Raw genomic sequence first — 26,519 nt, 5'->3', positions numbered from 1 at the left:
AGGTGGACCGAGGAAAATGGATTCCTCGCCGCGCGACGGTGAAAGAGCGGGACCGGGCGGCCCCTGCCGGTCTCCATGGGCTCAGGAAAAGGCCGTCAACTCGGCCCAGACGACCTTTCCTTCGGCTCGTGTCGAGCGCGCCGAGCCCCAGCGGTCCGCGAGCTGCTGGACGAGGAACAGGCCCCGCCCGCCCTCTTCGCCGGGTCCGGCACGGCGCTCGGGCGGTTGCACCGGAGTCGGGTTGTCGTCGTGGAGTTCGATGCGCAGACTTCGCTCGTCGCCGGTCAGCTTGAGGCCGCACAGGACCTGATCGCTGTCGGTGTGCAGCAGCGCGTTCGTGGTCAGCTCGGACACCAGCAGCACCGCGTCGCAACAGGTGTCGCCGGGCACCTGCCAGGACCGGAGCCGCTCCCGCACGGTGTCGCGCGCCGATCTCGCACTCGTGCGCAGCGCGGGCAGCCCGAACCAGAACTCGCGGCCGGGCGCGGTGGCGCCCAAGGCGGGGGACGGAGCCGGGGCCAGGGGCGTGGGGACAGTCACGAATGTCGCCTTCCAGTGCCTTCCGCGGAGCGGGCGCGGTGTGGGGGTGCGGGCTACAGCTCGAGCTGTGAGCGGCACAGGCCCAGGCAGGCACCCCGCGGTGGGGCGCCCACGCCGGCATCGGCATCGCGCGTCCCCGCAGGGGCGGATGCCGCGTCAGAGCCGTGACTCGACCGCTCACAGTGCAACTATGCGCGTGATCGTACTCACGCTGCAACCGACTCCCTGATAATTTCATCTTGCGGGGTATCACTCTGGCGTCATCATCAAGTCGCTGCAAGAATGGTCTTGTTGATGAACTCTCAGGAGGTTGGGCGTGAGTGAGGCCCGTTCCGGCACCAGCGCGCCGACAGTGCTGCGCATGATCCTCGGCCGCCGGCTGCAGGACATGCGACTGGCTGCCGGTGCCTCGCTGGAGGACGCGGCAAGAGCTCTGCGCGTAAAGACTCTGACGATCCGCCGGCTCGAAAAGGCCGAGGTCGCGCTGAAGCCTCTCTATGTGGAGAAGCTCCTGGAGACCTTCGGTGCGGGCCGCCAGGAGATAGACGAGTTCGTCGACCTGGCCGAGCAGGCCAACGAGCCGGGCTGGTGGCACTCCTACCGGGACGCCGTTCCCGGCTGGTTCACCGCCTACGTCAGCCTGGAGACCGACGCCAAGACCCTGCGCACCTACGAACCCCAGTACGTCACGGGCCTCTTGCAGACCCCCGACTACGCGCGCGCCGTACTGCGCGGCGGGCTGCCGAACGGCAGCGAGGAGGACCTCGAGCGCCGCGTGGAGCTGCGGCTGCGCCGCCAGGGCCTCCTGGACAAGGAGGACGCCCCCACGCTGTGGGTGGTCATGGAGGAGGCCGTCCTGCACAAGGAGGTGGGCAGCGCCGACGTGATGCGGGAGCAGATCGAGCGCCTCCTGGACGTGTCCGAGCTCGCGCACATCAGTCTGGACATCGTGCCCTTCTCCGCGGGCGCGCATGTGGGGGCGTGCGCCCCGTTCACGTACTTCCGGTTCGAGGAACCAGAGCTGCCCGACATCGTCTACAGCGAACTCCTGTCCGCATCCGTCTATTTGGACCAGCGCCCGGACGTGGTCGCCCATCTTGAGGCGCATTCGCGTATGGCGCTGCTGACGTCGTCGGATGACAGCAGGGCGCTCTTGAACCGTATGCGCAAGGAGTACTCAACATGACGGTCGTCGAAGAGGGCGTCTACAACGGGATGCCGGCCCGCCAACTCGGCGAGCAGGGCTGGGAGCGTCCCTGGAGCGGGCCCAACGGTGGGCAGTGCGTCGAGACGAAGTTGCTCGCCGATGGCCGCGTGGCCGTCCGGCAGTCGACCGATCCGGCCGGCCCCGCGCTGATCTACACGCCGGAGGAGATCGCCGCGTTCGTCCGCGGCGTCAAGCAGGGCCTGGCCGATCACCTGGCCGCCGGATGAACGGGCGGCCGGCGGCAGGGGCGTCGACGCCGGTCGCCTCCCCGGTCCGCGGATCGACCGATACACAGCCGACAGTCACACCTACGAAGGGGAGCACATGACCACCAGGCAGTCCGGCCGGGACCTCGACACGAGCAAGGCCCACTCGGCCCGGATGTACGACTACTTCCTCGGTGGCAAGGACCACTTCGAGGTCGACAAGGAGGCGGCCATGGTCGCCGCCAAGGCCCACCCCGGCCTGCCTGTCACCGCGCGCGAGAACCGCGCGTTCATGCACCGGGCCACCCGTGTGCTGGCGCAGGAGCACGGCATCCGCCAGTGGCTCGACATCGGCACCGGCATCCCCACCGAGCCGAACCTGCACCAGGTCGCCCAGTCCCTCGTGCCCGAGGCCCGCGTCGTGTACGCCGATAACGACCCGCTCGTCCTCAAGTACGCCGAGCGCCTCATGCGCAGCACGACCCAGGGTCGCACGGCCTACGTCGAGGCCGATGTCACCGACCCGGACTCGCTGATGGACGCCGTGCAGGACGCCGAGGTCCTGGACTTCGACCGGCCCGTCGCCCTCACCCTCAACGCGCTGATGCACTTCGTCACCGACCCGCACGACCCGTACGCCATCGTGCGCCGGCTGCTCGAGCCGCTCGCGCCGGGCAGCGCCCTCGCCATGAACCACTGCACGCCCGACTTCGACCCCGAGACGTGGAACGGGGTGGCGGAGGCGTACACCAACTCCGGGACTCCGGTGCAGTTCCGCTCGCACAGCGACGTCCGCCGCTTCTTCGACGGGCTCGACCTGATCGAGCCGGGCATCATTTGCTGCCACCGCTGGCGTCGCGACAACCCCGAGGACGGCACGGAGATCGCGGACGCCGAGATCAGCCTGCTGGCGGGCGTGGGCATCAAGCACTGAGGGGGACGCGGCGGGGCCGCGTGTGCGGCCCTCAGCCGCGCCGGTTCCCGCGGTACCGGCGGGCCAGCAACAGACCGCCCGCCACGACGACGGCACCGCCCGCGACCGCCCCGGCGATGGCCAGTGGGGAGGTCCGCTCGCGGCCGTGGATGTCGGTCTCCAGCGCGACGCTGTCGTTGCCGTGGGTGCGGTCGTACTTGCCGATGACGCGGACCGTGCCGCGCGCACCGGGCACATCGTCGTCGATACGGACGCGGACGGTCACGGTCGTGCGCGCGCCCTTGCGGCCGTCGATCTGCTCGAACGCGTCACTGCCCAGGCCGCACCGCCACGCACGGGATCCCTTGGCCGGGCGCTTGCACGCGTTGTCCATCGGATCACCGTCCACCGTGTAGGGCGTGCCGGTGATGGTGGTGCCCTCGGGCGGGACGATCTCGATGCGGTCGGGGCTGATGCCGGGCAGCTTGCCTCCGTTGACGTTGCGGGCGCCGATGCGCACCTGCACGGTCTGTCCGACCTTGCCGCGAACGGCGCCCTCGACGACGGGGGCGTAGTCCAACTGCGCGGTGCCTCGCACGATCAGTGAGCCCGAGGCGGTGTCGGACGTGATGTCGCCCATGGGAACGCGTTCGAGCTTCAGCTCGGGGCCGCTCCCCCGTCGCGAGTAGGCCGCCTTGTCCCGTACTTCATAGGGCAGTTGATAGCGGACGCTCTCCGCCGGCATGTCCCTTTGCAGGTGGCCGGTCATCGGCTGGGCGATCCGCCAGGCGCTGTGCGGGGGCAGTGGTGTGTCGAACTCGCACCAGGCGAGGTCAAGCCCGTGCGGCTCCTCGTCCACGGCCCCGTCGTTGCCGGCCGTGTACCAGCAGTTGCGATACTTCCGGTCCACTGTCAGGTGACCGCCATAGGTGCCCAACTTCAGCGCGAACCGCTCGACCGGCCAGCGGCTGTCGTTGACGAGGCCCGGCCGCAGTTCGACCGGCGCCCCTGGCTCGACCAGACCGGGCACCCGCTCCGCCCCGGCCGAGGTCAGGTCCGGCGGCTGGATCTCCATCCGCATGTCCGCCCGCACCGCCTCGGCGTTGTCGGCGCGGGCGGTGAGGTGCACGGTCCCGCCGTCACCGGGGGCCGCGCCGTCCTTGCCACGCAGGTAGAACGGGCTGAAGTGCGTCGCGTAACGCAGGGAGCGCGGGTCGAAGCGGCAGCGGAACACGTCGTCGTCCCCCGAGCACCGATGCCCGGGAGTCATCGTGCCGACGTCCCGCAGCTCCCGGGCATCGACGGTGATCTCGACATCGCGCGCCACGCCGCCGTGCGGCCGCACCAGCATCCTGGGCGCCTCGAACCTCGCGTCGGCGCCTTCGTCGGCGTCGTAGAGGCCGGACGCCTCGGGCACGTCCAGCGTGAGCCGGACCTGGCGCTCCGCGCCCTCCGCGGCGAGCACCGGCACCGCCGCCCCGGTCACGGCCAGCAGCGCCCCTGCCACCAGTGCCGCGGCCCGCGCCCCGAGGCGTCGGCCATGTCCACGTATGCGCAATGTCGCTCCCCCGTGCCCGGTCGGTCCCACACGGCCCCTTGGTCGACAGGGCCGGTGAGGGCACCCTACGAGGTCCCGTCCGGGCAGCTGGACCGGGGCACCCTGGGGACGCTCGCAGAGCCGGCGGCGGCCGACCGATGACTTTCGGCATACCGGACGGTCCACACCTCCGTACGCCTGGAACGCGCGAGAGCGCCCGTAACCTCCGGAGGTCCCATGTCCACCACTACCGGCAACGCCCTGCCGCCCGTCGTCGACCGCGGCACGTGGGAGAAGGAACTGGCGGCGCTGCGGGTCCGCGAGAAGGCCGCCACACGGGAGCTCGACGCCATCGCCGCGCAGCGGCGCCGGCTGCCGATGGTCGAGATGCCCGACTACGTACTGGAGGGCGAGGACGGGCCCGTGCGGCTCGCCGAAGTCTTCGGTGAGCACCCGCAGTTGATCGTCTACAACCACATGTGGCACGAGGGCGCGGAGTGGCAGTGCGGCGGCTGCACCGGCTTCACGTCGCAGTTCACGCGGCTCGCGGGGCTCGAGAAGTTCGACGCCCGCTTCGTGATCGTCACGCAGGGGCCGATCGACGAGGCGCTCGCGTACCGACGCAAGGTCGGCAACACGATGACCTGGTACTCCACCGCGAACAGCCCGTTCGGCGCCGATGTCGGCGCACCGCCGAACGCCGGGTTCGCGGTCAATGTGTTCCTGCGCGACGGCGACACCGTGTACCGCACCTGGCACACGGACGGCCGCGGCACCGAGCAACTGAGCTATCTGTTCGGCCTGCTCGACCTGCTGCCGTACGGCCGACAGGAGGAGTGGCAGGACTCCCCCGCGGATTGGCCCAAGTCACCGACGTACAGCCGGTGGGCGTCACCGCAGGAGATCGCGGCGGCGTACGGCGAGCGTGCCTGAAGCCGGGCCGAAGTCAGGCGTCCTCGACACCGAGCACGCGGTGCACGGTCTGCTGGGCTTCGTAGAAGTCGGTGTCGGAGACGTCCGGGTCGTCCTCGGTCTGTTCGAGCCAGTCCGACATCTCGTCGGGCGACCAGCGGTCGAAATCCTTGGGGATGTCCAGTGTCGTGGTGTTCATGCGCAGCCGGGCGACGGCTGTCGCTTCCTCGACGCTGATGGTGTTCACTTCGGTCATCGCGCCCCTCCCATCGGGTCTTCACGGGATCGGACCGGCGACCTTGCCAGACGCGCCCGGTGGGTGTCCAACCGTGACGTCACACACAGTGAGGAGCGGCCACCAAGTCCTGGTCCCGAGTGCGTGGTTGACGTGCACGAACGTCGCGGCAGGCCACTCAGGCCCGGCCGTCCGCGCCACCCCGTACGACGAGGACCGGACAGTCGGCGAGGGCGGCGGTGAGGGGCCGCCCGGCCTCCCTGCGCAACTCGCCGATGTTGGACACCAGCGGCGCCAGCGCTCCGTGGTGCTCCGGGCCCTCGGCACTCCACGTGTTCCAGACATGAGGGCGTCGGCCTGTCCGCGCAGCGCTTCCGCCGCCGTGGCGAGCCCTGCGGCGCGCATCTTCGGCCAGATGAAGGCGTGCACGAGATGCGTATTCAACTCGACTGTCCCCACGACCAGTTGGGCGGCGACGTCGAGATCCTGTACGCGGACGTCCGGGTGCCGGTCCAGCCCCGAACAGCCACGACAACCGCGCGCAGCTGTCAAGGCTTGTGCGCAGGTCGAGGTGGCCGCGTGCCGGACGTCTTCGCGCCCATGCCCGGAAACACCTCCAATCGCTCCTCGCAGTAAGCCCGCAGCCCCGCCACGTAGGAACGGATCGCCTCGCAGGCGTAGTGCGTGCGGTCCCAGCCGGCGTACAGGGGGACGGTGAGCGCGCCGTCCGTCGCGTTGACGACCAGTTCCTTCAAGCCGAAGCGGGCGTGGTCCGTCGCCAGGCACACGCCGCGGCCGGCGGCGGCGAGTGCCTGCGCGAAGACGGAGGAGCCGGTCTCGGTGACCTCGGCGGGGGCGACGCCGGCCCGGGTGAACGCCTCGTCGACGACGAGGCGTGCGGCGTTGGAGCGAGTCATGAGGATCAGCGGCTCGGTGACCAGTTCGTCGAGGTCGACGCTCGTGCGGTCGTGCCACGGGTGGCCCGCGGCGACCTGGGCGGTGACCGGGGTGTGGCCGAGGTAGACGGACTCGAGGGGCGCGGGGGCGGGTGAGGTGGAGATGCCGAAGTCGACGTCGCTGTGCTGGGCGAGGGTGTCGAAGACCTTGTTGGGCTCCTCTTGGACGGCGTCGCGCAAGGCCGGAACTCCCCCGCCCTGTGCCATGTAGGGGGCGAGGAGGTAGGAGAGCGTGGCGGGTGCGGTCACGACGGTCAGCGTGGCCGCCTCGCCGTCCCGCGCCGCCACCATCATCTCCGCGGCCTGCTCCGCCCTGCGCACCAGGTCCTGGGCGACGGGCCGGAACCTCCTTCCGGCCGCGCTCAGTGTCAGGACGCCGGGCCGTCGGTCGAAGAGGTCGACGCCCAAGTCGTGTTCCAGGGACCGGAGTTGGCGGGACAGTGAGGGCTGGGCGATGTGCACGCTGCGCGCCGCGGCGGTCACGGATCCGGTTTCGGCGACCGCCAGGAAGTAGCGCAAGATCCTCAGTTCCATGGTGTGTCGCCTCCGCGCCGCAGGTGGGATGAGGTGCACCGCCCATACCTGTGAGGCATGGCCAGCGTACGGATCAAGTATTAGACGGCATGGGCGGGCGCCAGCAAACTGACTGCACCCGACAACCGCTTCTGAAGTCCCGCGGAGACCCCATGACCGTTCCCGTACGTGCCGACGGCAATGCCCGCCGCGCGGGCCTCGCCTCGTTCGTCGGCACCACCATCGAGTGGTACGACTTCTACATCTACGGCACCGCGTCCGCGCTGGTCTTCGGCAAGCTGTTCTTCCCCGACGTCAGCCCTGCCGCTGGTGTCCTCGCCTCCTTCGCCACGTTCTGGGTGGGCTTCCTGGCCCGCCCGCTGGGCGGCATCATCTTCGGTCACTTCGGTGACCGGATGGGCCGCAAGGGCACCCTGGTCACCACATTGCTGCTGATGGGGGCCGCCACCTTCCTGGTCGGCGTGCTGCCGACGCACACGCAGATCGGCGTGACCGCGCCGGTGCTGCTGGCGCTGCTGCGGGCCGTGCAGGGGATCGCGGTCGGCGGCGAATGGGGCGGCGCGGTGCTGATGGCATCGGAGAGCGCGCCCAAGGGGCGTGCCTCGCTGTTCGCGATGCTCGTCCAGCAGGGCTCCCCGGCCGGCGCGATCCTGTCCACGCTGGTGTTCCTGGCCGCGGGCACTCTGGACGACGCCGCGTTCGCCTCATGGGGCTGGCGCGTGCCGTTCCTGCTGTCGGGGCTCCTCGTCATCGTCGGGCTCGTCATCCGCCTCAAGGTGGCGGAGTCCGGGGAGTTCGAGAAGGTCAAGGAGAGCGGCGACGTGGTGAAGCTGCCGGTCGCCGAGGTGCTGCGCACCGCCTGGCGCACGGTGCTGCTCGGCATCGGCGCCAGCATCATGGGCATCTCCGCCGCCTACTTCACCAATACCTTCGTCCTGTCGTGGACCACCAACGAGCTGCACATGAACCGGCAGACGATGCTGTACGTCATGCTCGCCGTGTCCGTGGCGCAGTTCCTGTGGCAGCCGCTCGCCGCGCTGATCTCGGAGCGCGTGGGCGAGGCCCGCTTCATGGTGTGCTCGCTGCTGGCCAATGTCGTCGTCGCCGTCCCGATGTTCCTGCTGATCAGGACCGGCGTGCCACTGCTCGCGTTCGTCGGCATCACGCTGGCCGTCGTCACCGGCTCCGGCTACTACGCGGTCCTCGCCGGGTTCCTCGCCCGCGCCTTCTCCTCCCGCGTCCGCTACACCGGCATCTCCCTTTCGTACCAGCTGTGTTCGACGCTGATCGGCGGTACGACACCGTTGGTCGCGCAGTCGCTGCTGACGTCGGGCGGCGGGTCGATCTGGCCGGTCGTCGGCTTCTACGCCGTGCTGCTGCTGGTGACAACGGTGTGCGTGGCGGCGCTGGCCCGCCGCACGGACCGTATCCATGGCACGGAGCCGACGCTGCGGGCGCCGGCCACCGCCTGAACCACCGCACTCTCGCCATTACCCCTCCCCCACAAAGGAGTTGACCGCCGTGCGCCTCGACGCCGTCTTCCACAACGGACACTTCACCACCCTCGATCCGTCCCGCCCGCACGCCCGCTCCCTCGGTGTCATCGGCGGCCGCGTCGTCGGCCTGGACGACGAACTCGAGGGCTGCACGGCCGACACGGTCGTCGACCTGGGCGGCGCGCATGTCGTGCCCGGCTTCAACGACGCACACCACCACCTGAGCATGGTCGGCCAGAACCTGCGCCAGCTCGATGTCTCGCACGCCGCCTGCCCCACGCTCGACGCTCTCTACGTCGCCGTCGCCGAGCGCGCCGCCACACTGCCGGCCGACGCATGGGTCCTTGGTTTCGGCTACGACCAGAACAAGATCGGCGCCCATCCCACCGCCGAGGCCCTGCACCGTGCCGCGGGGGGCCGCCCCGTCTGGCTGATGCACACGTCGCACCACATGGCGGTGGCGAGCACGGAAGCGTTCGAACGGGCCGGGTACGCGGGCCGGGCGGGCGTGCCGGATGTCGTCGGCGGCTCGGTGTGGCGCGACGAGGACGGTCTCGCCACCGGCCTCCTCCAGGAGACCGCCGTCCAGCTCGTCGAGCGCCTGATCCGCCCCGAGCCCGCCGAGGAGTGGGTCGCCAACATCGCCGCGGGCTCCGAAGCCGCTCTCGCACTCGGCCTGACCAGTGTCACCGAGCCCGGTATCGGTGTCAGCGACGGCATCGGCAACGGGCCGACGGACCTCGATTCCTTCCACCGCGCCCGCGAACACGGCTTGCTGGGCATCCGTATGACGGTGATGCCGTACATCACGGCGCTGCGCGACCGCGGCGCCTTCGAGCCGGGCAGCAGCTGGTACGGGCTCGATCTCGGCCTGCGCTCCGGATTCGGCGACGAACACCTGCGCGTCGGACCCACGAAGATCCTCGCCGACGGTTCCCTCATCGGCCGCTCCGCCGCCATGTGCTGCGACTACCACGACACCCCGGGCAACAGCGGGCTCCTCCAGTACGAGGCCGAGCAGATCCGGCACTACATCCTGGAAGCGCACCGCTGCGGCTGGCAGATCGCCACCCACGCCATCGGTGACGCCGCGCTCGACGTGGTTCTCGACGCGTACGCCGAGGCGCAGCGCCTGCACCCGCGCACCGATGTACGTCACCGAGTCGAGCACGCGGCCGTCACCAGCGACGCGCAGGTCGCCCGGATCGCCGAACTCGGCCTGGTGCCAGTGCCGCAGGGCCGCTTCCTCTCCGAGATCGGCGACGGCCTGCTGGCCGCGCTCGGCCCCGAGCGCTCCCAACTCGCGTACCGTATGCGCTCGTTCCTCGACGCGGGCGTGGTTCTGCCCGGCAGCACGGACGCTCCGGTCGTCGCCGCGTCCCCGATCCTGAGCATCCACGACATGGTCAACCGGCGCACCGCCTCGGGCGCCCCCATCGCCCCGCACGAGGCGGTCACCGTCGAACAGGCCCTGTACGCCTACACGGTGGGCTCCGCGCACGCCGTCCACGAGGAGCACCGCAAGGGCACGCTGCGTCGCGGCATGCTCGCCGACTTCACGGTCCTCGGTGACGACCTGCTGGCCGTGGCACCGGAACGCATCCGGGACGTGGGAGTCGTGGCGACGGTGGTCGGCGGGGAGGTCGCGTACGGGGAGGAGCGGCTCGCCACGGGGTGACGCGAGGACCGTGGCGCGGGGGCGCGCACGCGCTGCCGGTCAGCGGTGCTTGATTCCGGGCTGGGCGTTGGGGGCGAGGGTCGGCCGGGTGACGGGGGCGTCGCCGAGGGCCTCGTCGACGGCGGCCAGCAGGTCGTCGGACAGGTCCACGCCGGAGGCCGCGGCATTGGCGTGCACCTGTTCCGGGCGGGAAGCGCCGGTGATGGCGGACGCCACTTCACTGCGGCGCAGGACCCAGGCCAGGGCCAGGGTGGGCATGCTCATCCCGGCGTCCTCGGCGATCGGGACGAGCCGCTGGACGGCTTCGAGGATGGCATCGCTGTAGACGAGGTCCTGCGAGACGGCCATGTCCGCGGAAGCGAACCTGCTGCCCTCGGGGACGGGCTGTCCCGGCTTGTACTTTCCGGTCAGCACGCCCTGGGCGAGGGGTGACCAGACGATCTGCGAGATGCCGTTGTCGGCGCACAGACCGAAGACCTCGGCCTCGGGGGCCTGCCAGAGCATGGAGTACTGCGGCTGGGAGGAGACGAACAGGTCCGGTCCTGCGATGTCGATCGCGGCCCGGATCTGCTCGGGGGTCCACTCGCTGAAGCCGAGGTAGCGGGCCTTGCCTTCCTCGACGACCTTCCGCAAGGCCTCGATCGTGTCCTCGATCGGTACGTCGGGGTCGAAGCGGTGCGCCTGGTAGAGGTCGACGTAGTCGGTCTTCAGCCGGGTGAGGGAGGCGTCGATCTGCTTGGCGATCTGCGCCGGGGACAGCCCCTGGTCGGCCGGGTCGTCGGACATCCGGCCCCACACCTTGGTGGCCAGGATGTACGAGTCGCGGGGGTGCGCGGAGAGGATCTCGCCCCAGGCCGTCTCCGCGGCGCCCTGGCCGTAGACGTTGGCGGTGTCGAAGAAGTTGATGCCTGCGTCGAATGCCGCCTCCGTGCAGGCGCGGGTCTTGTCGGCCTCGATACCGCCGGCGAAGGTGAGCCAGGATCCGAGCGAGATATCCGACACCCGAAGGTCCGAGCTGCCGAGCTTGCGGTACTGCATGGATGCTCCTTCTTGCTTCTGTTGTGGCGCGGTGGCGGTCGGATGATTCGCGGGCCGCCGGTTCCCACTCTGACGCGGGTCAGTGGGCTTTCGCCTGTTCCAGGCAGGAATGCGACGACGGGGCTCACTCGGAGACAATCTGAAGCAGGTGTGCCGTCGGTGGCTGGGACTCCATTGTTCTTCCGAACCACCGGTGTCAGCATTGGTTCACAATTCGGTTGGCAGTCCTCGGGAGCACACGTATGGCACGCACCGCGCGATGGATGGCAGGCGGAACGGCGGTCGCGGCCGTCGGGGCCGGGACGGCCTGGCTGTGGCGGCATCAGGAGGAGGTCGCGTTCCGGCGGCCCGTGAACGAGTGGACGTTCACGCACATGTCGATGGTGCTCCCGGTCGCCACCGTGCCCGCCGCCCGGCAGCCGCGCCCGCTGCCGGTCGGAGAGCTTCCGCCCGGATTCACCTACGAGTTCCGTGGCGAGTGCCGGACCTTGGAGGAGTTGCACGCGCGGACGCACACCACAGGGTTCGCCGTGCTGCACCGCGGGCGGCTGGTGCACGAGAGCCATCCGGGCCGGTTCGGCGGGCCGGCTCGCCGCTTCCAGCTCTTCTCGCTCACCAAGTCGGTGACGTCGATACTGCTGGGAATCGCCCTGGCGGACGGCGCGTTGGGCTCGCTCGACGACAAGGTGGTGGCGTACTGCCCCGAGCTCGCCGGGTCCGCGTACGACGGGCCGACGGTCGCGGATCTGCTCGACATGACGAGCGGGGCCGGCGGGGTCGAGGACTACGAGGACCCGCAGGCCCCGGTCAACCGTCTGATGCGGGCCGTGACCGGGCGGGGGTCGGTGCTCGACGTGGTCCGTTCCGTCGACACGGGCGCCGCCCCCGGCACGTTCTTCAACTACTCGACCCTCGACTCGCAGGTCCTCGGCTGGGTCCTCGAAGGCGCCACCGGCGTGCCGTTGGCGCGGTACGCCGCCGAGCGGCTGTGGAACAGGATCGGCGCGGAGACGGACGCGTACTACGGGCTCACGCGCGGGCGTCCACGGACCGCCGTAGGCGGCGGATCGTTCAACGCGACGGTCCGGGACATGGCCCGGGTGGGGCTGCTCATGGCGCGCGGCGGTGCCGTCGACGGGCAGCAGGTCGTCCCCGAGGAGTGGGTCGAGCGCGGGCGCGGGAGTGAGGTGGAGCTGCTGCGGCCGGGCGCGCTCGGCGAGTTGTACCCGGCGCACTACGGCTACGCGAACCAGTGGTGGAACCTCGGCGGTGAGCGCCGCGCCTTCACCGGGCTCGGCATCTACGGGCAATTCCTGTGGGTCGATCCGGTGGCCGACGTCGTCGTGGTGAAGACGAGTGCCTGGCCGGTGGCCGAGGATCCGGATCGGGACGCAGAGACCGTGGCGGCGCTTTCGGCGCTGGTCAGCCACCTGGAGACGGCGGAGTGACATGGTGGGTCGGTGCATAGGACTGGCGCCATGACCGACCACGGCGGCAGCGGCACGCCGGCTCCGGCCGCCCGAGCCGCCCGGCGCGGTCGGCCGCCCTCCACCGCCCTCAACCGGGGCCGGATCCTGGACGCCGCCCGCGCGCTCGTCGAACGCGAGGGCCCGGACGCCCTCACCCTGCGCCGTCTCGGCGCCGAACTCGGCTCCAACCACACCGCCGTACTGCGCCACTTCTCCGGCAAGGAGGAGATCCTCCTCGGGCTCGCGGAGCAGCTGATCGAGGAGGCCGTCACGGGGTACGAGCCGGCCGGCTCCTGGCGCGAGACCCTGGCCGGTCTGGCCCGCCGCGTCCGCAGGGCCTGCCTCACCCACCCGCAGGTCGCCGCCGTCGTGGCCGGCCGGGTATCGCGCCGCGACGCCGAGTTCCGGGGCGCTGACCTTGTCATCGGCGCGCTGCGGCAGGCCGGTTTCGGCGACCGCGAAGCGGCCCGCTATTACCGCGCGCTCGCCGACACCGCTCTCGCCATGGGCGCCCAGGAGGCCGCCGTCGCCGCACTGGACGGCGCGGCCCGGGAGGGCGACAGGCTCGCCTGGCGGCGCGAGTACCTGGCGGTGTCGCCGAGCGCCTATCCGCACCTCGCGTCGGTCGCCCCGCACCTGGCCGCCGCGGACGAGGACGACCAGTTCGAGACGGTCCTCGGTCTCCTCCTCGACGCGGTGGAGATGCGGGCACCGCGGCAGTCCTGATGAGGCGATGCGGCCCCCCGCGACCGACCCCGTCGGGTACGCGCGGGCACAGCCGCGGGATAGCGTCGGTTCGCGGGCCGGATCTGAACGTGGCGGCGCCGTGTGTGGAACACAGTGGAGAGGGAGACGGGAGTTCATGGGGCCAGTAGAGGGGGCGTTGTCTGTCATGGCATTCGGCGCGGTGTTCGCGATCGCGGGCGCCGGGAGCCTGTACAAGACGCGCCGGCTGCGGCGCAACGGGGTCCGGACGACCGGCACCGTCATCCGGTTGGACGCGAGTTCCGGCGGCGACGGGACCTCGTACCATCCGGTCGTGCGGTACCGGGCCTGCGACGGTCGGCTGGTGGAGAGCCGGTCCTCGCTCGGAAAGGGCAGGTCCTCAAGCCTTCACCCCGGCACGCCGGTCACGGTTTTCTACGATCGGGCGAAGCCCCGACGTATGGCCATCGACGGCTACGCGGGCGCCAGCATGTTCCTGTTCGCCGTCTTCGGCGCCGTAGTGATCGCGGGCGGCGCGTTCCTGCTCGGCCGGGCGTGACGTGACGTGTTGCCCCAGGGCCTGATCCAAACGACAGGCCTAGGTCCCCGGACCTCGTCCGGAAGTCCGCGGCAATCGTTCATGGGGCCGATGCCGTGCGCGGCCGGGCCGGGCAATCTTGCGGTGGATCGGACCCGTCGACAAGGAGCGCACCATGTCGTACTTCCCGGACATGCAGTACCCGGAGCCCCGCTACCACGGCGACAAGGGAGAAGTGAGCGCGTCCTTCCGCTCGGCCGACGCCCCGCCGGAGGTGTCCTCTCCCGGCGGATCCACCGCCTACCTCGCCACGCAAGAGTCGACCGGCGGCGAATTCGGGCTCTACAAGGGCGTGTTGGGCCCGCGGTCCGCCGGCGCGAAGACCCACTTCCACCGGGCGATGTCGGAGTCGTTCTACGTCCTGTCCGGCGAACTCGAGCTCTATGACGGCGAGAAGTGGGTGACGGGCCGGGAGGGGGACTTCCTGTACGTGCCGGCCGGCGGGCTGCACGCTTTCAAGAACGTGACGGACGATCCCGTGTCCATGCTCATGCTCTTCGCCCCCGGCGCCCCGCGCGAGGACTACTTCGAGCGGGTCGCGGAGATGTCGCAGCGCAGCCCCGAGGAGCTCAAGGAGTTCCGCGTCCGGCACGACAGCTACTTCGTGGAGGACTTCGACTTCGGGGCGGGGCAGGCGAAGTAGCCGCTTGCCCGACGACCCGGGTGAGACACCAGTGGACGGGACGGGACGGGCGAGACACCACGGGCCGGGACCGAAGGACTTTGGTCCCGGTTTGCCCGTATAGCGACGGGCAGGACGTCCGGTGCGTCCGGCCCACCGCCGGTCCCTGACCTGCGCCGTCCAGTGGAAGCGACCGAACATGCTCGCCAGCGATCCGACCGACTCGACGACCCCCACGACCCCGGCCTTCGGCCCGAACGGCTGCGCCGACCACCTCGCGGATCTCGCCGTCGCCGCCTTCACCCGTGAGGTGTTCCTGACCCCGAAGCCGGGGCTGCCCGACTGCCGGACCGCGCAGACCCGAGCCAACACCGTGTTCTCCGCCCTCGTCGAGACCGGTGTCGGCCTGCATGGCGCGTTCCGCGCCGCCGCCGTCGCCGGGGCGGACCTGGACCGGCTCTCCGCCGCGTGCCGCGATGCACAACAGCAGGTCCCCTACGTCGGCTCCCTCAACGGTCTCGACGTCGCCGCCCGCGCCCTGTGCCTGCTGTCGGCGGCGTGGGCGCAGGGCGCGGCGAGCGCGAGCGAGGCCTGCCACCTCGCCGTACACCTCGACTCACGGATCGAACCGTCCGGAGACTTCCGCGACAGCTACCGGGCTCTGACGACCCTCGACAAGCGGCACCACCTGTCCGCCGCACTGGCCGCCCTGCCGGGGCTGCGCCGGGCGCGGGACCAGGGCATCGCCGAGGACACCGCGCAGCTCGACGCGCTCCTGACCCTGATCGTCTCCATCGACGACCCGCGCGTGCTGCGCGAGAACGGGCCGCTGGCCCTGCGTCTGATCCAGGAGGGCGCGGCCGCCGTCCTGGCCGCGGGCGGCGTCGGCACCGAGGCCGGGCGCCACCTCCTGAACGAGCTCGACGCCCAGATGGGGCACTACAGGATCTGCCCTGCGGCCGGCGGCGCCCTGCTCACGGTGCTGCTCTTCCTGGACTCGGTCGTCGAGCGCCCGTCGCCGGTCCCGGCCTGACCCGGAATTCGCATGGCGTACGCAGACTGGCCCGCCCCGGCGCGGCCATCAAGGCTGAAGGGCACCGACCCCGTCGCGCACAGGAGGCACTCCCCCGTATGGACGCCACCTCGCCGGCGCCCGACGCCCGCACCCACCTGGCGCTCCAGTCGATCCGGGAGCTCCTGCGGGCCCAGCGCCGACGGATCAGGAAGTACGCGGAGTCGTATCAGGAACAGGCCCAGGAACACGACCACGACCACGACACAGTCGAGACGACGGCCGTCGTCTCGTCCACGCCCCTGCCGCCCACCCCCTCGGGCCGCGAGGTTCTCGACGCCATGCCCGTGCCGGCGCTGCTGGTGGCCCCGCTCCGGGACGACGATGGCCGCGTCCGGGACGCCCTCTACGTCGCCCAGAACGCGGCGTCGCACACCTATGCCGCCGACCGCCTCCCCCATGGGGGCCTCCCACGGTGGCAGGGCCCCGTGTCACTGTTCGAGCGGTTCCCCTCCCTGGCCGGGACACCGCTGCCGGGCATGCTGGCCGACGCCCTGAGGGAGCGTTCCCCGCAGGGGCCCACCTTGATCGAATGGGTCGTGAGCACGACGGGCGGGCCGGTCCGGATCAACGATCAGATCCGGGTCGCCCCGTGCGGTGAGCACCTGTTGATCACCTGGGACCGCGGCCACCGCGTGCACATGGCGGCCGCCGCCCAGCAGCTCGTGCGCACCTGCTGGGCGGAGTGGAACCTCGGTGACGGCGGGGTCGACCCCTCGCGCGGATTCCGGCGGGTGCTGGGCCTCGACAGCCACGCGGCCTTCCCCACCCTGTCCGGCCTGGCGGCGACCGTGGCCCCGGAGAGCCTGCCCGAGCTGTACCGGACGCTGTACGACGTCATCCTGCGCAAACGCACGAGCATCTGTGAGCTGCGCCTGAACGGACCCGGATCCCGGGTGATCAGGATGACCGCCGAGCCCGTACGCATCGCCCCCGGCAGCCTGGTGTGGGCGCTGCGGGCCGTGCTCACCGACGTGAACGCCGAGCGGCGCCGCCGCGCGAGCGCCGAGCGTGCGGAACGCGAGGCGCGGCGCCAGCGCGAGCGCGCCGAGGCCGTCGCCGAGGTCGCCGGTGTCCTGCGCGAGGCGATCCTCCCCCACTTCCAGGGCGAACCGGCCGCCTCCGGCCTCGAGGCCACCGCCGTGTACCGGCCCGACGCCCGGGAGGCCGGGGTCGGCGGCGACTGGTACAAGGCGCGCAGGCTCCCCGGCGGGCACCTCCTCGTCGCGCTCGGCGACGCCCGCGGGCACGGTCTGGCCGCGGTCACCCTCATGGCGAAACTCCGCTACGCGCTGGCCGGCCTCGCCTACACCGAGCAGAGCGTCGAGCAACTCACGCAGTGGCTCAACGAGTTGGCCTGTGCCGACGGCACCGAGTCCACCGCGACCGCGATCATCGCCGGCTACCACCCGGAGCGGGCCCTGCTGCGCTGGACCTGCGCGGGCCACCCGCGCCCCGTCCTCGTCCGCGACGGCACGGCCCGCCAACTGCCGGACCCCGACGGCGGCCCCGGCCTTCCGCTGGGCGTCCTGCCGGGAACCACGTACACCGCCGAGGAGGCGCACCTGCGCGTGGACGACATCGTCCTGATGTACTCCGACGGGCTGACCGAGCGCCGCGACAGCGACCCCGACCTCGACACGCGGCGCTTCCTCGACGCGGCCCAGCGGTGCCTAGGCGGCGTAACCCCCGGCGCGGGGCACGAAGCGCTCCAGGAGTACGCCGAGCGCATCGTCGGCGAGCTCGACGGTCCGCACCGGTCCGACGACGCGACGCTCCTGGTCCTGCGCCGCACCTCGACGTCCCCCGCGGCGCCTTAACGACCGCTCAGCACCCTCCCCGCGACATCGGCGCACCTGGCCGGAACAACCACGTTTCGCGCCGTGGGGGTTGTCCGGGGACCGCGGGCCTCTTAACGTTCGATCAGTCCTGGATCGGGTCCCCGCGCAGGCCGTCGCGGCGGAGTGACCCGGGCCGTCCGGCAGCCGTCGACGGGAGCCCCGCGTGTCCTACGTGTCCGCCACAAGTGACGCAAGTGACGCAACTGATGGACCTGATGGACCTGACGCATCAGGCGTCTCAGGCATCACCACTTCACTCAACGCCGGTCGCCGTCTCTCCCTCGCCCACCAACTGGCTCGCCAGGCACGGAGAACTCCCACCGCCACCGCCTTGCGCCACCGGGACCGGGAGATCACCTACGCCGCCCTCGACGCGCGGGTCAACCGCCTTGCGCGCGCCTACGCCGCGCGCGGCGTCGGACCGGGCGACCGGGTCGCCGCACTGACCACCAACCGGATGGAGACGGTGGAGGTCTGGTTCGCCGCGCTGCGGCTCGGCGCGATCGCCGTGCCGGTCAACTTCCGCCTGGTGCCCGCCGAAGTGGCCCACGTCCTCGGCGACTGCACACCGACCGTGTTCGTGGTCGACGAGCCGCTGACCGAACTGGGCCTGGAAGCGCGGCGCCTGGCGGTATCCGACTGCAAGGTGCTGCACCTGGGGGACGGCGAAAGCGGCGCACCGGACGGCACGGAGAACCTCGCCGCGGTGCGCGACGCGTACGACGACGGGCCTGTCGAGGCCGACGTCGACGAGAACGACCCGGCGTTCCTGATGTACACCTCGGGAACCACAGGACGCTCCAAGGGCGCCGTGCTCAGCCACCTCAACCTGGTCGTGAACACCCTGCACATGGTGGAGGTGCAGGCGCCCCGGCCCACCGACCGGAGCCTGCTCAACATCCCGATGTTCCACATCGCGGGCGTCGACTCGGTCGTCGCCTCCATGCTCTACGGCACCTGCACGGTCATCGGCGCCACCGTCGGCTTCGACGCCGCCGAGACGGTCGACCTGCTGGAACGGGAGCGGATCACAGGCTGCTTCCTCGTGCCCAGTCAGTGGAAGGCGATCTGCGAGGTGCCGGGCATCCGGGACCGCAAACTCGTGCTGAACAGCCTGAGTTGGGGCGCGTCCGTCGCCCCGTCGTCGGTGTTGGAGGCGATGAACGACACCTTCCCCGGAGTCGTGATCCGCAGCGCCTTCGGGCAGACCGAGATGGCGTCCGTGACCTGCTACCTCGGCGGCGAGGACGCGGTGCGCAAGCTCGGCTCCGTCGGCAAGCCCGTGCGGCACGTGGACGCGCGGATCGTGGACGAGGAGATGCGGGACGTGCCCGTGGGCGAGGTCGGCGAGATCGTCTACCGCGGCGGCAACCTCATGCTGGGCTACTGGAACAACCCCGAGGCCACCGCCGAGGCCTTCGAAGGCGGTTGGTTCCACTCCGGCGACCTGTGCCGGATGGACGACGAGGGCTACATCTACGTCGTCGACCGCAAGAAGGACATGATCATCTCGGGCGGCGAGAACATCTACTCCGCCGAGGTCGAGGCCGTCATCGACCAGCACCCGAAGGTCGCCGAGGTGGCCGTCGTGGGCGTGCCGCATCCCGAGTGGGTGGAGACCCCGCGCGCGTATGTCGTGGCCAAAGACCCCGCCGACCCGCCCACCGAGGCGGACATCACCGAGCACTGCCGCGAACGGCTCGCCTCGTACAAGAAGCCGACCTCGGTCGCCGTCATCGAGGCGCTCCCGCGCAACGCCGCGGGGAAGGTGCTCAAGGTGCGGCTGCGCGAGGCCGCCCGCGACTGACAGGACACCCTCGACGCCCCGCGACTGGACGGATCCGCATGCCTGACGACACACCTGGTGAACTCACCGACCTGCGCGCCCGCGTGACCGCCTTCATCAACGACGAGGTGATCCCCGCCGAGAAGGCCCTCGGCGGCCGCACCCCCGAGGCCCGCGCCTCGCTCGCCGCCCTGCAGGAGCGGGCGAAGAAGCTGGACCTGTGGATCCTCGGCCACCCGGTCGAACTCGGCGGCAGGGGCCTGCCGTTGTACGACTTCGCGCTCCTCAACGAGATCATCGGGCGCTCCGAGTACGGGCAGCTGGCCGTCGGCACGTACACCATGCAGGACTCGATCATGCTCGACCTCTACGCCTCGAAGGCGCAGCGCGAGCGTTGGCTCAAGCCGCTCGCCAACGCCGAGATCAGCCCGAGCGTCGGCCTCACCGAACCGGAGGTGGCCGGCTCCGACCCCACCCGGATCGCGACGACCGCCGTGCTCGACGGCGACGAGTGGGTGATCAACGGCCACAAGTGGTTCACCACCGGGGCCAGCCGGGCCGCCTTCACCACGGTCTTCGCGCGCACCGACGAGGACGCCGCGAATCCGCACGGCGCCGTCTCCGCGATCATCGTCCCGGCCGGCACCCCGGGCCTGGAGATCTCCCGCGTCCTGGAGACGATGGGTGACACCGAGGGTGACCACTGCGAGCTGCGCCTGACCGATGTGCGGGTCCCCGCCGACCATCTCCTCGGCGAGCGCGGCGAGGGGTTCACCATCGCGCAGCGCCGCCTCGGGCCCGGTCGCATCTTCCACTGCATGCGCTGGCTCGGACAGGCCCAGCGGGCCTTCGAGTTGATGGTCGAGCGCGCCAACACCCGTTACGCGCACGGCTCGTTGCTTGCCGAGAAGGGCGAGATCCGGCGCTACGTAGCCGAGTCGGCCGCCGAGATCCAGGCGGCCCGGCTGATGACCCTGGACGCGGCGCGCCGCTACGACCAGGACGGGCAGGCCCGCCTGGAGATCAGCATGGTGAAGTTCTGGGGCGCGCAGGTGCTGCACAACGTCGTCGACCGTGCCATCCAGGTGCACGGCGCGCTCGGTGTCACGGCCGACACACCACTGGAGGCCATGTACCGGCGTGCCCGTTACGCGCGCATCTACGACGGTCCCGACGAGGTGCACCGCATGGTCGTCGCGCGCAAGCTGCTCGCCGATGCGAGCAGGGCGCCGTGGGCGGGGCTGCCCGCGTGAGTGAACCGTTGCAGGAGGAACTGCGGGCCCGGCTCGCCGAGTTGTGGGGCGGACCCGTGTCCTTGGAGGGCTGGCGGCGCCTGTCCGGTGGCGCCAGCCGGGACACCTTCTCCCTCGACGCCACGGCGGCCGACGGCGTCTCACACCCCCTCATCCTGCGCTGCGACCCACCGGCCAGGCCGAGCCCCGAGGTGATGGCGCGCGAGGCCGCGGCGCTTGCCGCCGCGGCGGAGGCCGGGGTGCCCGTGCCCCGCCTCGTCGACCACGGCACGGGGCTCGGCCCCGCCTATCTGCTCATGGAGCGCGTCGACGGCGAGACGATCCCGCGCCGCCTGCTGCGGGACGAGCGGTTCGCGGCCGTGCGGCCGAAGCTGGCGCGCGAGCTCGGCCGAGTCCTCGCGCGCGTCCACACGATCCCGGTCGAGTCGGTCCCGGGCCTGCCCGAGGTCGACCCACTGCACCAACTGACCGACCTCTACGCCCAGTTCGACGACCCGCGCCCGGCTCTCGAACTGGGCTTCCGGTGGCTCGCCGACCACCGCCCGCCGACCGTCCGCCCGGCCCGCGTCGTGCACGGCGACTTCCGCAACGGCAACCTGATGATCGACGAGACGGGCGTACGCGCCGTCCTCGACTGGGAACTCGCCCACCTCGGCGATCCCGTCGAGGACCTGGGCTGGCTGTGCGTGAAGGCCTGGCGGTTCGGCTCCGCCGAGCCGGTGGGCGGCTTCGGCCCGCGCGAGGAGCTTCTCGCCGGGTACGCCGAGATCGCCGGGGCCCGCCCGAGCGAGGACGAACTGCACTGGTGGGAGCTGTACGGCACGCTCCGCTGGGCCGTGTTGTGCCGCATGCAGGCCGAGCGCTTCCTGTCCGGCGCCGAACAGGCCGTCGAGTACGCCGTGTTGGGGCGCAAGGTCTGCGAGCAGGAGTACGACGTGCTGCTCGCGCTCGGCGTCACCGCGCCCGCCGCCGTACCCGACGTCCTCGCCGCCCGCTCCGACACCGCCGCCGCTCCCCCGCACGACCGGCCGGGCGCCGACGCGCTGCTGCGCTCCGTCCAGGACTTCCTCACCGAGGCGGCGGCGGGCGATCCCCGGCTGCGTTACCTGTCCAGGGTGGCGGCGGGCGCCGTCGCCGTCGCGCGGCGCGAGGCCCTGCTCGCGCCCGCCCAGGCCGAAGCCCACGCCGGGAGGCTGGCCGCGCTCGGCCGCGCCGACGACCGTGATCTCGCCCAGGCGATCCGCGACGGCGCCGTGGACCCCGACGACCCGATGGTGCTCGATGCCGTACGACGCGGCGTCCTGGACAAGTTGGCCGTCGCCAACCCGGCGTACGCGGGACAGGCGGTGGGGTGAGCCCCAAAAGGTGTTACGGAAACAGCGTTTGTGTCACGCGAACAGAAGCCACGTAGTGGGAACAGAGCCGAGGGAGCACGCGCATGACCAGCACGACCACCGTCGAGTCCGCCGAGGCGGCCCGGCGGGTGACCGTCACCGTGACCGACGGTGTCGCCGACGTCCGGCTCAACCGGCCCGACAAGCGCAACGCGCTGGACCCGGCCATGTTCGAGGCGCTCGTCAGCACGGGCGAGCGGTTGAAGACCGAGGAGGGCGTCCGGGCCGCCGTGCTGTCCGGTGCGGGGCCGGACTTCTGTGCCGGGCTCGACTTCGCCTCCTTCGAGGCGATGCGCGACGGAGGACGACTGTCCGGACTCGCCCAACTGCCGCCGTCGGACGGGCCCGCGCAGGCGGCCGGGCAGCGCGCCGCGTACGTCTGGGCCGAGCTGCCCGTGCCGGTGATCGCCGCGCTGCGCGGCAACGCGCTCGGCGGCGGGCTCCAGGTCGCGCTCGGCGCCGACATCCGCATCGTCGCGCCGGATGCCCGCCTCAGCGTGTTCGAGGTGGCGTGGGGCCTGGTGCCGGACATGACGGGCACCCAGCTGCTGCCCGAGCTCGTGGGCCGCGACGTGGCGAAGGAACTCACCTTCACCGCCCGGGTCGTGGGCGGCGAGGAGGCCGCGCGCATCGGCCTGGCCACGTACACGGCGGACGATCCGGTGGCCGCCGCGCTGGAGACGGCGGGCCGGATCGCGGCGCAGAGCCCGCACGCCGTACGCGCGTCCAAGCGGCTCCTCGACCTCGCGGGCCGCACCGACCTCGCGACCGGCTTCGCCGAGGAACAGAAGGAGATCGGTGCGCTGATCGGCAGCCCGAACCAGGTCGAGGCGGTGGCGGCCCGCTTCGGGAAACGGGCGCCCCGCTTCACGGACATCTGACTCCCACCCGCTACGGCACCTCCTACGGCACCTCCTACGGCACAGAGATTGAGGATCCACGCATGACGGACGCCCAACAGGCCGACGCGGGCCGCGACTTCACCGAGATCCGGTTCCAGGTCGCCGACCACATCGCCACCATCACCCTGCACCGGCCCGAGCGCCTGAACGCCTTCACGCACACCATGGCCGCCGAACTCATCAGCGCCTTCGACCTGACCGACGCCGACGACGACGTGCGCGCCGTGGTCCTGACCGGCTCGGGGCGCGGGTTCTGCGCGGGCGCCGACCTGGCGGGCGGAGCCGCCACGTTCGACCATGACGCCGTCGGCCGGGCCGGCGGGCGCACGGACTTCGGCACCATCGACGGTGTGCCGCGCGACGGCGGCGGGTGTGTGGCGCTGCGCATTGCCGCCAGCGTCAAGCCGGTCGTCGTGGCGGTCAACGGACCTGCAGTGGGCGTCGGTTCGACGATGACGTTGCCCGCCGACATCCGGATCGCCGCCGAGTCGGCCCGCTTCGGCTTCGTCTTCGCCCGCCGGGGCCTGGTGCCTGAGGCGGCGTCGAGCTGGTTCCTGCCGCGGGTCGTGGGGATCTCGCAGGCGATGGAGTGGGTGGCGACGGGCCGCGTCTTCGACTCGGCGGAGGCGCTCGCCGGCCGCCTCGTCTCACGCGTCGTACCCGACGACGAACTCCTCACCACCGCCTACGCGCTGGCCACGGAGATCGCCGAGAACACCTCCGCCGTCTCGGTCGCGCACTCGCGCCGCCTGATGTGGTCGATGCTCGGCGCTTCCTCCCCCTGGGACGCACACCGTCTCGACTCGGCGGCCATGCAGCGACTCGGCCAGGGGCCCGATGCCGCCGAGGGTGTCATGTCGTTCCTGGAGAAGCGGCCCGCGAAGTTCCCCGCGGTGCTCGCCGACCACGAGGACACCCTGCCGTCCTGGCCCGGCAGGCCGGACGACGTGCGGTGAGCGCGGCACGGGCACGCTGACCTACCGGTCGTCGAGGTCGCGCACCGCGTCGTGCGCGGCCTCACTCTGGTGCAGCACCTGCCGCCGCAGCTCCTCGACCGGCAGTTCGTTCTCGCCCATCACCCCGGCCGCGAACCGGGCCGCCACCCCGGAGCCGATGCACGCCGAACGCCAGCGGGAGAACGCCACGTAGTACGGCAGGTCCGACACATCGAGCCCCGACAACTTGGCGTAGGTGTCGACGAGTTCGGCCCGGTCGCAGAAGCCGGACGCCGTGCTCGGCCCCGCCGTCGTCGGCGGCACCGTGTCGCCCGGCTGCTCCCATGTGGAGACGAGCCAGCCGAGGTCCGCCAACGGGTCGCCCAGGGTGGCCAGTTCCCAGTCGAAGACGGCGACCACCGTGCCGTCGGGGCCGAAGGACAGGTTGCCGGGCCGGAAGTCGCCGTGCACGATGCCCGAGCGCTGCTCCGGCACCCGGGCGAGCAACGCGTCGTGCACCGCGTCGAGGAGCTCCAGGTCGGGGGCGCCGGAGCGGTGCACCTGCCGTTGCCAGCGGTGCAGTTGACGTTCCACGTAGCCGCGGGGGCGGGCCATGTCGCCGAGGCCGGCCGCGAGCGGATCGATCCGGTGCAGGTCGGCGAGGACCTCGACGAGGCTCGTGCCCGCCCGGCGCCGTGCGGACCGCGGCCAGTCCCGTACGGCGTCCCGGTCGGCGCCCACCGTGCCCTCGACGAAGTCCATGACGTAGAACTCCGCGCCGGTGACCGAGGTGTCCGCGCAGTAGGCGAGCGGCTCGGGCACGGGTACCGGGGTCGGCGCGAGGGCGGTCTGGAAGCGCCACTCGCGGCTCATGTCGTGCGCGGTGCTGAGCACGCCGCCGGTCGGCGGTCTGCGCAGCGCCCGTACGGTGCCGGTGGCGTCGGTGACCCGGTAGGTGAGGTTGGAGCGGCCGCCGGAGACGAGGGCGAAGGTGAGTGGTGGGACGAGGCCGGAGACGTGCGCGGCCAGCCACTCGCCGACCGCGGGCTCCACACCCGTGGTCATGAGTACCGCGCCTTGAGCTTGCCCTTGACCAGCTTGCCCGTCGGCGTGCGCGGCAATTCGTCCACGAAGTCGACGCTGCGCGGCGCCTTGTAGTGCGCGATCCGTTCCCGTACGTACGCGATCAGGCGCTCCTCCAGGTCGGGGCCGGGTGTCACACCCGGAGCGGGCTGCGCCACCGCCTTGACCGCCTCGCCCATCTCCGGGTCGGGGACGCCGATCACCGCGACATCGGTGAGGTCGGGGTGGAGGGCGAGGACGTTCTCGATCTCCTGCGGGTAGATGTTCACCCCACCCGAGATGATCATGAAGGTTCTGCGGTCGGTGAGGAAGAGGTAGCCGTCCTCGTCGAGGTGGCCCACGTCGCCGAGCGTCACCCAGTCCGCGTGCTCCGGGTGCTGCGCGCCCTTGGTCTTGTCGGGGTCGCCGAGATACTCGAAGCTGCCGTCGCCCTCCCGTGCGAAGTAGACGGTGCCGGTCTCCCCCGCGGGCAGCACGCGCCCCTCGTCGTCGCAGATCCGGGGCTGTCCGAGGATGGGCCGGCCGACCGAGCCCGGTTTCGTGAGCCACTCCTCGGAGGTGATCAGCGTCATGCCGATGCCCTCGGTCGCGGAGTAGTACTCGTACAGCTTCGGCCCCCACCAGTCGATCATCGCGCGCTTGACGTCCGGCGGGCAGGGCGCAGCGGCGTGCACGACGACCTTGTGGCTGGAGAGGTCGTAGGCGGTGCGGACCTTCTCGGGCAGGCGAAGGAGGCGGATGAAGTGGGTCGGCACCCACTGGCTGTGCGTGATGCCGTAGCGCTCGATGGCGCGCAGCGCGTCCTCGGGGTCGAAGCGCTCCATCATGACGACGGTGCCGCCGAGCGCGTGCACGGAGGCGCCGTAGCGCAGCGGCGCCGCGTGGTAGACGGGCGCGGGCGACAAATACCTCGCGTCCTCGTCGAAGCCGTAGAACAGGCGCAGGAGTTCGACGAGCGTGTCGCCGGGTTCGCCGACCTGGCGGTCCGGGAGTTCGGGGCGGATGCCCTTGGGGCGGCCCGTGGTTCCGGAGGAGTAGAGCAGATCGGCGCCGCGCGGCTGGTCGGCGGGCGGTTCGGCGGAGGCTCCGGCGAGGGCGGTCGCGTAGTCGTCGTAACCTTCGACGGCGCCCCCGTAGGCGAGCCGTACGCGGGCCGAAGCGGGGACCTGCGCGGCGACGTCCCGGGCGAGATCGGCCAGGGCGCCCGAGACCACCAGGGCCGCGGCGCCGGAGTCGGCCACGATGTACGCGATCTCGGACGCGGACAGGTGGTGGTTGACGAGGGTGATGTAGAGGCCGGAGCGGACCGCCGCCCAGTAGACCTCGTACGCGTGGATCGAGTTGTCGGTGAGCAGGGCGACCACGTCGCCGCGGCGCAGGTCCGCCTCCCGGAACACATGGGCGAGCCGGATGGAGCGTTCGTCGAGCTCCCCGTAGGTCAGCTGTTCGCCGGTCGACGCCATGATGACGGCGGGCCGCTGCGGACTCTGAAGGGCATGGGCACCTGGATACACGGGACGCCTTTCGCATGGACGTGAACGCCGGTGGCCGTGGACTCTTTCTAAGTCACCCCGCGAGGCGGCAGCAAGACATGCGACGCAATGAAT

24 protein-coding genes are annotated in these 26,519 nt (G+C 71.4%); 17 read left to right on the top strand and 7 right to left on the bottom strand.

Annotated features, from left to right (window positions below; translation table 11 throughout):
- Positions 1 to 81: 81 nt before the first annotated feature.
- On the bottom strand, positions 82 to 540 hold the full coding sequence (locus tag ACIRHA_RS07065; RefSeq protein WP_403840820.1) for an ATP-binding protein: 459 nt from the start codon (positions 538 to 540) through the stop codon (positions 82 to 84).
- A gap of 316 nt (positions 541 to 856) precedes the next feature.
- Here ACIRHA_RS07065 and ACIRHA_RS07060 point away from each other — a divergent pair, with 316 nt between their 5' ends.
- From ACIRHA_RS07060 to ACIRHA_RS07050, 3 genes are all read left to right on the top strand, one after another.
- Positions 857 to 1,726: a helix-turn-helix domain-containing protein gene (locus tag ACIRHA_RS07060; protein ID WP_403840817.1), complete on the top strand. Its 870-nt coding sequence runs from the start codon at positions 857 to 859 to the stop codon at positions 1,724 to 1,726.
- Positions 1,723 to 1,974 (top strand): DUF397 domain-containing protein, encoded by a 252-nt coding sequence (locus ACIRHA_RS07055; protein WP_403840815.1) that lies wholly within the window; start codon positions 1,723 to 1,725, stop codon positions 1,972 to 1,974. The genes ACIRHA_RS07060 and ACIRHA_RS07055 overlap by 4 nt, the downstream gene beginning before the upstream one ends.
- Positions 1,975 to 2,071: 97 nt before the next feature.
- On the top strand, positions 2,072 to 2,887 hold the full coding sequence (locus ACIRHA_RS07050; protein WP_403840813.1) for an SAM-dependent methyltransferase: 816 nt from the start codon (positions 2,072 to 2,074) through the stop codon (positions 2,885 to 2,887).
- A 31-nt stretch (positions 2,888 to 2,918) separates the two neighbouring features.
- On the opposite strand, the gene ACIRHA_RS07045 is transcribed toward ACIRHA_RS07050, so the two are convergent.
- Positions 2,919 to 4,424 carry a hypothetical protein gene (locus ACIRHA_RS07045; RefSeq protein ID WP_403840811.1) on the bottom strand — a complete coding sequence of 502 codons (1,506 nt, stop codon included), beginning with the start codon at positions 4,422 to 4,424 and terminating at the stop codon, positions 2,919 to 2,921.
- 216 nt (positions 4,425 to 4,640) lie between these two features.
- Here ACIRHA_RS07045 and ACIRHA_RS07040 point away from each other — a divergent pair, with 216 nt between their 5' ends.
- The gene (locus ACIRHA_RS07040; RefSeq protein WP_403840809.1) at positions 4,641 to 5,336 is read left to right on the top strand and encodes a DUF899 domain-containing protein; all 696 of its coding nucleotides are present in this window, start codon (positions 4,641 to 4,643) and stop codon (positions 5,334 to 5,336) included.
- 13 nt (positions 5,337 to 5,349) lie between these two features.
- Here the strand turns inward: ACIRHA_RS07040 and ACIRHA_RS07035 are convergent, their stop codons facing one another.
- Positions 5,350 to 5,571 carry a hypothetical protein gene (locus ACIRHA_RS07035; RefSeq protein ID WP_326016114.1) on the bottom strand — a complete coding sequence of 74 codons (222 nt, stop codon included), beginning with the start codon at positions 5,569 to 5,571 and terminating at the stop codon, positions 5,350 to 5,352.
- Positions 5,572 to 6,098: 527 nt separating this feature from the next.
- Complete coding sequence (locus ACIRHA_RS07030; RefSeq protein ID WP_403840807.1) at positions 6,099 to 7,040, bottom strand: LysR family transcriptional regulator; 942 nt, start codon at positions 7,038 to 7,040, stop codon at positions 6,099 to 6,101.
- 152 nt (positions 7,041 to 7,192) lie between these two features.
- Between ACIRHA_RS07030 and ACIRHA_RS07025 the strand changes: the two genes are divergently transcribed.
- Positions 7,193 to 8,512 carry an MFS transporter gene (locus ACIRHA_RS07025; RefSeq protein WP_403840805.1) on the top strand — a complete coding sequence of 440 codons (1,320 nt, stop codon included), beginning with the start codon at positions 7,193 to 7,195 and terminating at the stop codon, positions 8,510 to 8,512.
- Positions 8,513 to 8,561: 49 nt separating this feature from the next.
- Complete coding sequence (locus tag ACIRHA_RS07020) at positions 8,562 to 10,214, top strand: amidohydrolase (protein ID WP_403840803.1); 1,653 nt, start codon at positions 8,562 to 8,564, stop codon at positions 10,212 to 10,214.
- 39 nt (positions 10,215 to 10,253) lie between these two features.
- Here ACIRHA_RS07020 and ACIRHA_RS07015 read toward each other — a convergent pair whose 3' ends face one another.
- Positions 10,254 to 11,252 (bottom strand): aldo/keto reductase family protein, encoded by a 999-nt coding sequence (locus tag ACIRHA_RS07015; protein WP_403840801.1) that lies wholly within the window; start codon positions 11,250 to 11,252, stop codon positions 10,254 to 10,256.
- 242 nt (positions 11,253 to 11,494) lie between these two features.
- Here ACIRHA_RS07015 and ACIRHA_RS07010 point away from each other — a divergent pair, with 242 nt between their 5' ends.
- From ACIRHA_RS07010 to ACIRHA_RS06960, 11 genes are all read left to right on the top strand, one after another.
- Positions 11,495 to 12,700, top strand: a complete 1,206-nt coding sequence (locus ACIRHA_RS07010; protein ID WP_403840799.1) for a serine hydrolase domain-containing protein — start codon at positions 11,495 to 11,497, stop codon at positions 12,698 to 12,700.
- A gap of 30 nt (positions 12,701 to 12,730) precedes the next feature.
- Positions 12,731 to 13,447 (top strand): TetR/AcrR family transcriptional regulator, encoded by a 717-nt coding sequence (locus ACIRHA_RS07005; protein ID WP_403840797.1) that lies wholly within the window; start codon positions 12,731 to 12,733, stop codon positions 13,445 to 13,447.
- Positions 13,448 to 13,613: 166 nt separating this feature from the next.
- Positions 13,614 to 13,985 carry a DUF3592 domain-containing protein gene (locus ACIRHA_RS07000; RefSeq protein WP_403840795.1) on the top strand — a complete coding sequence of 124 codons (372 nt, stop codon included), beginning with the start codon at positions 13,614 to 13,616 and terminating at the stop codon, positions 13,983 to 13,985.
- A gap of 154 nt (positions 13,986 to 14,139) precedes the next feature.
- Positions 14,140 to 14,667, top strand: a complete 528-nt coding sequence (locus ACIRHA_RS06995) for a cupin domain-containing protein (RefSeq protein WP_403840793.1) — start codon at positions 14,140 to 14,142, stop codon at positions 14,665 to 14,667.
- 178 nt (positions 14,668 to 14,845) lie between these two features.
- Positions 14,846 to 15,679, top strand: coding sequence for a triphosphoribosyl-dephospho-CoA synthase (locus ACIRHA_RS06990; protein ID WP_403840791.1), 834 nt, complete (start codon positions 14,846 to 14,848; stop codon positions 15,677 to 15,679).
- A 98-nt stretch (positions 15,680 to 15,777) separates the two neighbouring features.
- The gene (locus ACIRHA_RS06985) at positions 15,778 to 17,538 is read left to right on the top strand and encodes a PP2C family protein-serine/threonine phosphatase (protein ID WP_403840789.1); all 1,761 of its coding nucleotides are present in this window, start codon (positions 15,778 to 15,780) and stop codon (positions 17,536 to 17,538) included.
- Positions 17,539 to 17,803: 265 nt separating this feature from the next.
- A complete protein-coding gene (locus ACIRHA_RS06980; protein WP_403842162.1) occupies positions 17,804 to 19,366 on the top strand; it encodes an AMP-binding protein in 1,563 nt (520 codons plus the stop codon).
- Positions 19,367 to 19,404: 38 nt separating this feature from the next.
- Positions 19,405 to 20,598 (top strand): acyl-CoA dehydrogenase family protein, encoded by a 1,194-nt coding sequence (locus ACIRHA_RS06975; protein WP_403840786.1) that lies wholly within the window; start codon positions 19,405 to 19,407, stop codon positions 20,596 to 20,598.
- Entirely contained in the window at positions 20,595 to 21,953 is a 1,359-nt protein-coding gene (locus ACIRHA_RS06970) for a phosphotransferase family protein (RefSeq protein ID WP_403840783.1), read from the top strand. Before ACIRHA_RS06975 ends, ACIRHA_RS06970 begins: the two co-directional genes overlap by 4 nt.
- A gap of 83 nt (positions 21,954 to 22,036) precedes the next feature.
- The gene (locus tag ACIRHA_RS06965) at positions 22,037 to 22,873 is read left to right on the top strand and encodes a crotonase/enoyl-CoA hydratase family protein (protein WP_403840781.1); all 837 of its coding nucleotides are present in this window, start codon (positions 22,037 to 22,039) and stop codon (positions 22,871 to 22,873) included.
- A 62-nt stretch (positions 22,874 to 22,935) separates the two neighbouring features.
- Positions 22,936 to 23,850 (top strand): enoyl-CoA hydratase-related protein, encoded by a 915-nt coding sequence (locus ACIRHA_RS06960; protein WP_403840778.1) that lies wholly within the window; start codon positions 22,936 to 22,938, stop codon positions 23,848 to 23,850.
- 21 nt (positions 23,851 to 23,871) lie between these two features.
- On the opposite strand, the gene ACIRHA_RS06955 is transcribed toward ACIRHA_RS06960, so the two are convergent.
- Both ACIRHA_RS06955 and ACIRHA_RS06950 read right to left on the bottom strand, forming a co-directional pair.
- Positions 23,872 to 24,894, bottom strand: coding sequence for a phosphotransferase family protein (locus ACIRHA_RS06955; protein ID WP_403840776.1), 1,023 nt, complete (start codon positions 24,892 to 24,894; stop codon positions 23,872 to 23,874).
- Positions 24,891 to 26,426, bottom strand: coding sequence for an acyl-CoA synthetase (locus ACIRHA_RS06950; protein WP_403840773.1), 1,536 nt, complete (start codon positions 26,424 to 26,426; stop codon positions 24,891 to 24,893). The genes ACIRHA_RS06955 and ACIRHA_RS06950 overlap by 4 nt, the downstream gene beginning before the upstream one ends.
- Positions 26,427 to 26,519 lie beyond the last annotated feature (93 nt).

Origin of the sequence: Streptomyces sp. NPDC102360 (assembly GCF_044766085.1) — a bacterium.
Classification (GTDB): Bacteria; Actinomycetota; Actinomycetes; order Streptomycetales; family Streptomycetaceae; genus Streptomyces.
The sequence above is the reverse complement of the archived record's forward strand: the minus strand, read 5'-3'. Positions and strand labels throughout refer to the sequence as shown.